This window comes from Brachybacterium hainanense (assembly GCF_042434575.1).
GTDB classification, from domain to species: domain Bacteria; phylum Actinomycetota; class Actinomycetes; order Actinomycetales; family Dermabacteraceae; genus Brachybacterium; species Brachybacterium hainanense.
Genome location: NZ_JBHLSV010000001.1, coordinates 325,480 through 334,999, shown reverse-complemented (window position 1 = coordinate 334,999; position 9,520 = coordinate 325,480). Strand labels below are relative to the sequence as shown.

7 protein-coding genes are annotated in these 9,520 nt (G+C 70.0%); 1 reads left to right on the top strand and 6 read right to left on the bottom strand.

The window, feature by feature from the left end; all coding sequences use genetic code 11:
- Positions 1-1,610: carbohydrate-binding protein (locus ACFFF6_RS01500; RefSeq protein ID WP_376977548.1), on the top strand; the 1,610-nt coding region annotated here is incomplete at its 5' end.
- A gap of 144 nt (positions 1,611-1,754) precedes the next feature.
- On the opposite strand, the gene ACFFF6_RS01495 is transcribed toward ACFFF6_RS01500, so the two are convergent.
- The 6 genes from ACFFF6_RS01495 to ACFFF6_RS01470 all read right to left on the bottom strand — a co-directional run bounded on the left by ACFFF6_RS01495 (position 1,755) and on the right by ACFFF6_RS01470 (position 9,026).
- Positions 1,755-2,678, bottom strand: coding sequence for a serine hydrolase domain-containing protein (locus ACFFF6_RS01495; RefSeq protein WP_376977547.1), 924 nt, complete (start codon positions 2,676-2,678; stop codon positions 1,755-1,757).
- Positions 2,675-4,714: a beta-galactosidase gene (locus ACFFF6_RS01490; RefSeq protein ID WP_376977545.1), complete on the bottom strand. Its 2,040-nt coding sequence runs from the start codon at positions 4,712-4,714 to the stop codon at positions 2,675-2,677. Before ACFFF6_RS01490 ends, ACFFF6_RS01495 begins: the two co-directional genes overlap by 4 nt.
- On the bottom strand, positions 4,704-5,426 hold the full coding sequence (locus tag ACFFF6_RS01485) for a hypothetical protein (RefSeq protein WP_376977543.1): 723 nt from the start codon (positions 5,424-5,426) through the stop codon (positions 4,704-4,706). The genes ACFFF6_RS01490 and ACFFF6_RS01485 overlap by 11 nt, the downstream gene beginning before the upstream one ends.
- A 70-nt stretch (positions 5,427-5,496) precedes the next feature.
- Entirely contained in the window at positions 5,497-7,122 is a 1,626-nt protein-coding gene (locus tag ACFFF6_RS01480; protein ID WP_376977541.1) for an extracellular solute-binding protein, read from the bottom strand.
- A 31-nt stretch (positions 7,123-7,153) separates the two neighbouring features.
- Positions 7,154-8,026, bottom strand: a complete 873-nt coding sequence (locus ACFFF6_RS01475) for a carbohydrate ABC transporter permease (RefSeq protein ID WP_376977539.1) — start codon at positions 8,024-8,026, stop codon at positions 7,154-7,156.
- A gap of 10 nt (positions 8,027-8,036) precedes the next feature.
- Positions 8,037-9,026 carry an ABC transporter permease gene (locus ACFFF6_RS01470; protein WP_376977538.1) on the bottom strand — a complete coding sequence of 330 codons (990 nt, stop codon included), beginning with the start codon at positions 9,024-9,026 and terminating at the stop codon, positions 8,037-8,039.
- Between the last annotated feature and the right edge of the window lie 494 nt (positions 9,027-9,520).

Genomic DNA, 9,520 nt, shown 5'->3' with positions numbered 1-9,520 from the left:
CGGTCACGGCGGCCGGCGGGGCGGCCCGGGCCGCCCCGCCGGCCGCCGTGACCGTGCAGGCGGCCCATGAGCATCAGCGGATCCGCGGCATCGGCGGGATCAGCTTCCCCGAGTGGATCGGCGATCTCACCCCGCAGCAGCGGGAGACCGCCTTCGGCACGGGCGAGGGCCAGCTCGGCTTCTCGGTGCTGCGGATCCCCGTGTCCCCGAACCGCGAGGACTGGCCGCTCAGCGTGGAGACGGCGCGGCGCGCCCGCGAGCTCGGGGCGATCGTCTTCGCCTCGCCGTGGCACCCGCCCGCGGACATGTGCGAGACGTTCCGGCACGAGGCGCCGAACGGCGCGGGCACCCCGCATGCGGCGGAGACGGGCACGGCGCTCGCGGCCGCGCATGTCGAGACCGGCCGCGAGGCCGCCGAGGGCGGCGCGAGCGTGCTGCTCGAGGGCGCCGGATCCTCGATCAGCTGGGACGACCTGGTCATGGGCACCACCGGCCCCAAGCGGGTGACGATCCGCTGCGCCGCCGACCAGCCGGGGGCGGGCCTGCGCATCCTCGCCGACGGCGCCGTGGTCCTCGAGGACCTCGCGCTGCCGGCGCCGGAGGCGGGCGTCCCCTGGCATGACGTCCCCGTGGACGTCCCCCTCGAGGCGGGGTCGAACACCCTCGAGCTCATCGCGACCGGGGAGGGCGCCGTCGCCGTCGACGGGATCCGCATCGCCGGGATCCAGGTGCAGGACGGTGCGCAGCGCCTGGCCCATGACCGCTACCCCGACTACGCCCGCCACCTCGACGACTTCGTGATGTTCATGGCGGAGCAGGGCGCCCCCCTCGAGGCGATCTCCATCCAGAACGAGCCGGACTACGGCGCGGACTGGACCTGGTGGACGCCGCAGGAGCTCACGACGTTCCTGCGGGAGAACGCCTCCGCGATCCGCTGCCGGATCATCGCCCCGGAGTCGTTCCAGTACGTCAAGGAGACATCGGACCCGATCATCCGCGACGCGGGCGCCTGGGCCGAGGTCGACATCCTCGGCAGCCACCTGTACGGCACGCCGACCGATCAGCTCCCCTATCCGCTGTTCGAGCAGAACCGCGGCGACCGGGAGCTGTGGATGACCGAGGTGTATGTGCCGAACAGCGAGCCCGGCTCGAACGAGCGCTGGCCGGAGTCGCTGGTCGTCGGCGAGAGCATCCATGACGCCTTCGTGATCGGCGGCTTCCAGGCGTACGTGTGGTGGTACATCCGGCGCAGCTACGGCCCCATCGCCGAGGACGGCTCGATCAGCCGGCGCGGCCACGTCATGTCCCACTTCTCCCGCTTCCTGCGCGCCGGCTCCCGGCGGGTCGAGCTGGAGGCCACCGTGCTCGAGGGGATCCGCGAATCCGCGTACCGCACCGCCGAAGGGGCCCTGGTCATCGTCGCCATCAACGGGACCGACGCCCCGGTGACGCGGACCTACCGGATCCAGGGGACGAGCAAGCAGGAGGTCGCATCGTGGAGGACCTCCGCGAGCGAGCGCTTCGCCGCCCTCGCCCCCGAGCGGCCCCGTGGGGGCCGGTTCACCCGGGAGCTGCCGGCCCGGAGCATCACGACCTTCGAGGTGCGCTGAGCCGCGCGGAGGCGATCGGCCGAGGGGCTGGTCCCGGCGGGTCCGAGGAGGACCGCCCGGGGCCGGCCCCTCGGGCCCGTCCAGGACGGGACGACGGCGTGCTCCCGGGTCTGCCGCCCGCGCTCGGGCGGCAGGGCTCGGCGCTCAGGCCGCGCGCAGCGCGGGCAGCAGCTCCCGCCAGATCGCCCCGAGGATCTCATGCATCCGACCGCCCTCCAGATGGGCGGTCACGGTGATCACGGCCCGCTCCCGCGGGAGCACGATCGAGTACTGGCCGTAGTTGCCATCGGCCCGCCAGGCCCCCTCGGGCTCGCAGTCCCACACCTGGTAGCCGTAGCGGAGCACGTCGGGGCCGTCCGTGCGGCCGGTCGGGATCCAGTCCGCGTGCATCGCCGCGACCCAGTCGGCGGGGACGAGCTGCCGACCCTCCCAGCATCCCTCCTGCAGCAGCAGGCGGCCGAGCTTCGCGAGCTCCGACGTGCGCAGGTGCAGGCCGTACGCACCCCAGGACCTTCCGCCCCGGCAGCGGAACCATTGCGGATTCCCGATCCCGAGCGGCGCGAACAGCCGCGGCATGAGGAAGTCGCGCAGATCCTGACCGGCCACGGCATCCACCGCGCGCGCGAGCATGTAGGTCGAGCCGTTGGAGTAGGAGAACCGCTCCCCGGGCGGGGACTCGAGGGGGGAGCGGAAGAAGGCGGCGGCGACATCGGCCTCCAGCTTCTCCTGCTCGGTGAAGCAGGTGAAGGTGCTGCCGGAGGTCATGGTCAGCAGGTGCTCGAGGCGCACGTCCTCGATCCCCGGGGCGACCTGCCCTCGCGGGGGAACCACGTCCACGAGCCGGTCGCCGACGCTCAGCGCCCCGGCCCCCACGAGCATCCCGACGGCGAGAGCGGTGAAGGTCTTCGAGCAGGAGAAGACGTGGAGAGGGTCGTCGGAGCGGAAGCGGTGCTCCGCCTCGCCCGCACCCTCTCGATGGACGTGGACCCCATACATCCCCAGCTGATCGCGAGCGTTCGCCGCCGCGATGCCGTCGAAGAGCGTCGAGGAGAGGGCGCGGTCGCTCATGTCCGATCCCCGGCGGTGCGCAGGACGCGGACCTCGGGAGCGGCCAGGCGCATCCGCATCCCGGCAGGAAGCGCCTGCCCGCTCAGCAGATCTGTCGCCGGCTCCTCGAGCACGACCTCGTGCTCGCCGTCATGGGCCAGGAGGAAGCGGTAGGAGGGTGCGGAGGCATCTGCTCGGCACCGCTCGACCTGCTCGAGACCCGGGCGCCGCGGCGCGGCGATCCCTGCGAGCGCGGGAGCGCCGAGGACCTCGTCCCACAGCTGCCGCAGACCCGCCGCATCCAACCGGGCTCCCACGTACCAGACGCGGCCCGGACCGGCCTCCCGCACCGTGACGGCGGCGCTCCCCGCGTAGAAGCCGTCGGCGTAGGCGGCGCGGACCTCCGCATCCACGGGCGTGACCAGGTCGAACACCGTATCTGCGCTCGTGATCGTCCCGTCCGCCCAGCGGATCTCCCGCGTGACGCCCTCCACCTGGGAGTCCGTCTCGTCCACTCGCACCCCGCACAGGGCGGCGAGGTGACCCGGCACATCGAGGATCGGCGCCTGGTCGTCCTCGTCCACGCGGCCGCTCAGGAAGCCGGTGACCAGATGTGCTCCGGCGGCGACGGCGCGGGCGAGGTTCGCGGCCCGCTCCGGTCCGGCGACGAACAGGACGGGGGCGAGGATCAGCGCGTACCCGGCGAGATCCGCGTCGGGGGAGACCACGTCCACGCCGATCCCGCGGTCGAAGAGGTCCTCGTGGAAGCGGGCGATCTCGTCGACGTAGACGACGCGCCGGGTGGGGCCGTCGCTCATCTCGAGCGACCACCAGGCGTCCCAGTCCACGCAGACCGCGACCCGGTTCCTCGGCCGGGTCCCCGCCAGCTCGCGGGCGGCGGCGACCTCCGCGCCGATCTGCGCGACCTCGCGGACCACGCGCGTGTCCGTGCGCGCGGCATGGTTCAGGATCGCGCCGTGGAACTTCTCGCTCGCCCCGCGCGAGGCGCGCATCTGGAAGAACAGCGTGGCATCGGCCCCGTGGGCGATCGCCTGCCAGGTGCGCAGGCGCAGCAGGCCCGGCTCCTGCAGGGGGTTGTCGGGGCGCCAGGCCGTCTGGGACGGCGTCTGCTCCATGAGCCACAGGGGCTTCCCGGGAGCAAGGCCGCGCATGAGGTCGTGGGCGAGGGCCACCCGGGCAGGGCCGTGACCGATCCGGGGGTAGTTGTCCCAGGAGATGATGTCCAGGTCCTCGGCCCAGCGGCGGTAGTCGATGTCCTTGTAGAAGCCCATGAAGTTCGCGGTGACCGGAACATCGGGGCTGTGCCGGCGGATCGCCTCCTTCTCGAGGCGGAAGCACTCCAGCAGGGCCTCGGACTGGAAGCGCCGGTAGTCCAGCGTGATGATCTGGAACGCCGTGTACGCCGGGCCGTTCCAGTGCTCGCTGAGCGCGCTGGGCGGGACGATGTCCTCGAAGGACGTCATCGTGTGATTCCAGAAGAGGGTGTACCAGCGGCGGTTGAGCTCCTCGATCGTGCCGTACTTCCGCTGCAGCCACACCCGGAAGGCGGCCGCGCAGCTGCCGCAGTAGCACAGGCCGGAGTACTCGTTGCCGATGTGCCAGGCCACCAGGCCCTCGAGATCGCCGAAGCGCTCGGCGATGCGTCCCGCGATCTCCGCGGCGGCCGCGCGGAAGGCCGGGGAGGTGGGGCAGCTGTTGTGGCGCACCCCGAAGAGGCGGCGCCGGCCCTGGTCGTCGACCCGGGTGACCTCCTGCGTGCGTGCCATCCAGGCGGGATGCGCCCCCGTGGGGGTCGCGAGCACGATCTGCATGCCCCGCCGCCGCACCGGTTCGATGATCTCCTCGAGCAGCGAGAGGTCATAGACGCCCGGGGCAGGGTGCAGCTGCGTCCAGACGAACACGCCGAGCGTCACGGTGTTCACGCCGATCGCCTGGAGCGCGTCGAGATCGGCCTCGCGGACCTCGGCGGGCCACTGCTCGGGGCACCAGTCCCCGCCGTAGGGGAAGCGCGCGGGGAGACGGGGATCAGCGGTCATCGAGAGAGGCCTCCAGAGCCAGGACGAGAGGGCGCGCGGACCGATCCAGGAGGAGGACCAGCGGTGCCGCGGCCAGCAGGAGCACCCATTCGCCGGAGACGAGGGTCAGGCACAGCCCTGCCGCGAGCACGAGGACGATCCCGACGGTGCCCCGCATGGACACGGCGGCCGCGCCGAGCGCCGCGCGCCAGAGAGGGACGCCTGTGACGGTGAAACGGCTCGCGATCACGGAGCCGATGAGCGCCAGGAGCACGAGCGCCAGCAGCAGGACCAGGCCCGGCAGGACCGGGCCGGGTCCGGTCCCGCGCAGCATCTGCGCCCCCAGCAGCATCGCGGCGACGACGCCCACGGGCAGCCAGAGCACGGCGGCCTGACCGGCGCCCTGCCGCAGCCCGCCTCCCAGCCGCCGCAGCGGCCGGATGTCCGTGGTGAGATCCTGGCCGTGGAGGGCGTGCAGGGCGCCGATGAGCAGCAGCCCCGACCACCATGCGGCGGCCGGTAGCGCGAGCAGCCCCAGCAGCGTGCCCTGGAGCAGGATCGCGGGGACGAGCACCAGCAGCCCGCCCGCGGTGAGGGCGAGCCCGATCACCCCCAGGCCGTGCACCACGAAGGCAGCCCGCCAGATCCCGCGTTCGTGCACGTCCCGCGCCGTCGGGGCCGATGGGGCGGGCGCGGCGGGTGACGCCGTCGCTGGGGCCGGTCTGCTCTGCATCGCCGTTCTCCTCGATCCGTTCCTGGTCCTGCGGGGGCGGGGCGTTCCCGCGGGAACGCCCCGCCGTCGATCAGCCCGCGAAGGCGTCCTGCGCCTCATGGACGATGTCCATGTACGTGCTCGCCCCGTTGTCGTCGCACTCCGTGACGAACGCATCCCACTCGGCAAGGTCCCGCTGTCCGGTGGTGAACTTGAGGGTGCTCTGGCTGACGAAGTCCGTCAGCGGCGTGACCACCAGGGTCGCGTCCTCCTGCTGGATCTCGTCGAAGGGGTACGGAGGCAGCGGCTCGGCGGGCTCGTGGCCGGCGGCCATCTCCTCCTGCCAGGCGACCTCCTCGTCGTTCATGGTCGAGCGGAGCAGCTCCGTGGTGCCGCCGTAGGCGTAGTTGCCGCCGGAGAAGCCGAAGTCCTTGCGCAGGTCCTTGGTGCCCTCGGGATTGATGCCGAGGAAGGTGACGTCCGCGGCAGGGACGCGCTTGTCGCCTTCGCGCTCGAAGGTCACGCCCTCGACGCCCCACTTGGCGAACTCCTGACCGGCATCGGAGTACCACAGCCAGTCGAAGAACTGCAGGATCGCCAGGAAGTGCTCGTCCTCGGCCATCTCCGCCGTGAACATGACGCCGTTCTCGAGGCGGGAGCCGGCCATGACCTGGCCGCGCGGTCCGCCCGGCAGCAGCATCTTCTTCACGACGGCCTTCTCGCCGACGTTCTCGATCAGCCCGGTGCGGTAGTCGATGAGGTTCTGCGAGTTGGTGGCGATGGAGAAGGATTTCCCGGTGACGAACTTCTGGACGGCCGGGTCGTCCTCCTGGGTGAAGCTCTCGGGGTCGATGAGCTTCTCGGCGACGCCGGTGGCGAACCACTCCGTCATGGCCCGGTACTCGTCCTGCTGCGGGCCGAAGACGAGGGTGTCGCTGCCGGGCTCGTCCCGGACGACCCCGTCGCCCAGTCCCCAGCCGGAGCCCACGCCGTGGCTGGCGGCGACCAGGCCCAGCAGGCAGTCGCCCTTGAAGCGGTCCGAGAGCGGCCACATCTCGGGCTTGGCCTCGCGCACCCTGCGGTACACCTCCGTCAGCTCATCCCACGTCGTCGGCTCGGGCAGCCCCAGCTCCTCCAGCACGTCGACCCGGTAGGCCAGGGTGTAGTCGGGCCAGACCTCCTCGTGCAGGCCCGGCATCACGTAGTACTTGCCGTCCTGCTGCTTGAGGCGCTCGATCTCCTCCTCGAGGCCCCAGGTGGAGACCTTGTCCTGGTAGTTCGGCATGTGCTCGACGTAGTCGCTGATGGCGAGGATCGCCCCGGAGGTCACGAAGGCGGACTCCTGGCCCGGGTAGGTCTTGGGGATGACGTAGGGGGCGTCGCCCGCGCTCACCAGCAGGGAGCGCTTCTGCTCGTAGTCGGACATCGGCACGATGGTCGGCTTCAGGGTGACGTTCGTGAGCTTGGTCAGCTCCGACCAGAACAGCCAGTCCTCGCGATAGGGGTAGGCCGCGTTGTCGTTGAAGAGGATCGGCAGGTCGAAGGGCTCGGTGGCGGTGAACTGGGTGCCGACGGCGTAGTCGTCCATCGCGCCGGTGCTGAGATCGGCGACGTCGACCGGATCGTCGCCGCCGCCGTCCGAGCTGCAGGCTGCGAGGGAGAGGGCGAGCCCCGTCGCGGCGGACGAGGTGGCGAGGAAGGAGCGCCTGGAGAACATGAGGGTGCCTTTCATCGGTGAATCGGCGTGGTCACTGCTTGACGGAGCCGAGCATGACTCCGGAGACGAAGTACTTCTGGATGAAGGGATAGACGCACAGGATCGGCAGCACCGTGAGCACCATCGTCACCGCCTTGATGTTCGCGGAGACGTTGTTCTGGGCGTCGGCGGAGGCCGCGGCGACGTCCGAGGTCTGGCTGGTCCCGGCGATCATGTTCCGCAGATACATCGTGACCGGGAACAGCTCCTTGTCGGAGAGGTAGATGAACGCCTGGAACCAGGAGTTCCAGTGGCTGACGGCGTAGAAGAGGAGCATCGTCGCGAGGATCGCCTTCGACAGCGGGATGACGATCCGCAGGAGGATGCCGTACGTGGTGAGGCCGTCGATCGCCGCGGCCTCCTCCAGCTCGATCGGCAGGTTCTCGAAGAAGGACTTCATCACCAGCAGGTTGAAGATGCTCACCGCATTCGGGATCACGATCGCCCAGATGCTGTTGTCCATGTTGAGCGTGTTGATGAGGATGTAGTTCGGGATCAGCCCGCCGTTGAAGAACATCGTGAACACGGCGATGCCGATGAACAGACCACGGCCGCGCAGCCGCATCCGGGAGATCGCGTAGGCGTACATCGTCGTGAGCACGAGGGAGATCGCCGTCGCGACGACGGTGTAGACGACCGTGTTCTTGTAGTTGATCCAGAACAGCCGGTCCGACATGACGACTTTGTACGTCTCGATGTTGAACCCGATCGGGATCAGGGTGACGCGGCCCGCCATGATCGCCGCCTCGCTCGAGAGCGATTGGGCGATGATGTTCAGAAAGGGGTAGAGCGTCAGGAAGACGACGCCGAGCAGGAAGATCGTGTTGGCGACCGTGAAGATGCGGTAGCTGCGGGACTCTCTCATGATCCTCTCCTCACCACAGGCTCGAGCCGACGAGGCGGCGGGACAGGGCGTTCGCGGACAGGACCAGCGTGAGGCCGATGATCGCCTCGAACAGGCCGATGGCGGTCGCGTAGCTGAAGTTGTTGGACACCAGGCCGACGCGGAACAGGTATGTCGCGATGACATCGGCCGTGTCGTAGGTCAGAGGGTTGTACAGCAGGAGGATCTTCTCGAAGCCGACGGCCATGAACGTGCCGATGTTGAGGATGAGGAGGGTGATCATCGTCGGGGTGATGCCGGGGATGGTCACGTGGAAGGTCTGCTGGAGGCGGTTCGCGCCGTCGATGCGCGCCGCCTCGTACAGCTGGGTGTCGACCTGGGTGAGCGCGGCGAGGTAGAGGATGGTGCCCCAGCCGACGGTCTGCCACACCTCCGAGCCGATGTAGAGGGTGCGGAACCAGCCGGCCTGCGCGATGAAGTTGACCGGGTCCCCGCCGAGGGCGCTGATGATCGAGTTGACCGTGCCGTTCAGGGAGACCAGCTGCATCACCATGCCCACGACGATGACGATCGACATGAAGTGCGGCAGGTACGAGACGGTCTGCACGAAGCGCTTGAACCACGTCTTCCGGATCTCGTTGAGCAGCAGCGCGAGGATGATCGGCATCGGGAAGACGATGATCAGGCTCAGCACGCCGAGGATCGCGGTGTTCGAGAAGACCTTCCAGAACGCCGGGTCCTCGAGGAACTTCTGGACGTAGCGCAGGCCCACCCATTCGTCGCCGAACATCGAGCCGCCGGCGCGGAAGCGGCGGAAGGCGATGATGTTCCCGGCCATGGGGAGGTACTTGAAGATGACCAGGTAGACCACCGGGATGAGCAGCAGGGAGTACAGCCGCCAGTCCCTGCGGACGTCGCGCCACAGAGGGCGGCGCCGCCGCGTGGCGGAGCGGCGCGCGGGCAGCGGCGGCAGGGTCGCGGCGGCGGGGTCCTGCGGGCGGGTGGAGCTGGGCACGGACACGGCGGGCACCTCCTCGTGCGGGTCCGGTGTGGATCGGTTCGATCGACCATGACGCGAAACTTTCAGAAAAATTAGTTCGCGAGGACAACTTAGCGACGGGTGCGACGAACGTCAAGGAGAGCGGCCGTCCACGGACGCCGGGGCGATGCGCGGTCCGCCTCGGTCGGGGTCGGGTCACGCCACGGCCGGGTGCCGGCGACGTGTCCCTGGAGGCTTCCATCCGCGCAGGTCGCGAGTCGAATCCACGGCGGGGGCCGGTCCGGCTCGCTGTCGGCGCGATGCGGGGGCATCGTCCTGTGATCAGCGAGGTGTCGAGACGATTCCGAATCCGACCCGAGAATTTCGCCGCCCCTCCGCTTGCGGCGGGGGGTTCCTGGGAGGCGGCACGGGGGCAGCCGTGCGCGCGCCCTGCTGACCGTGCCGGGGGCGGGCATACTGTCTCGATGCGGTGCCTCACGCCGACGGAGGGTCCGAAAATCGGGCCGTCGCTTTCG

Coding starts and splice junctions, on each gene's coding strand:
- ACFFF6_RS01490 (WP_376977545.1), bottom strand. CDS start 4,714: ATGACCGCTGATCCCCGTCTCCCCGCGCGCTTCCCCTACGGCGGGGAC.
- ACFFF6_RS01485 (WP_376977543.1), bottom strand. CDS start 5,426: ATGCAGAGCAGACCGGCCCCAGCGACGGCGTCACCCGCCGCGCCCGCC.
- ACFFF6_RS01495 (WP_376977547.1), bottom strand. CDS start 2,678: ATGAGCGACCGCGCCCTCTCCTCGACGCTCTTCGACGGCATCGCGGCG.
- ACFFF6_RS01480 (WP_376977541.1), bottom strand. CDS start 7,122: ATGTTCTCCAGGCGCTCCTTCCTCGCCACCTCGTCCGCCGCGACGGGG.
- ACFFF6_RS01475 (WP_376977539.1), bottom strand. CDS start 8,026: ATGAGAGAGTCCCGCAGCTACCGCATCTTCACGGTCGCCAACACGATC.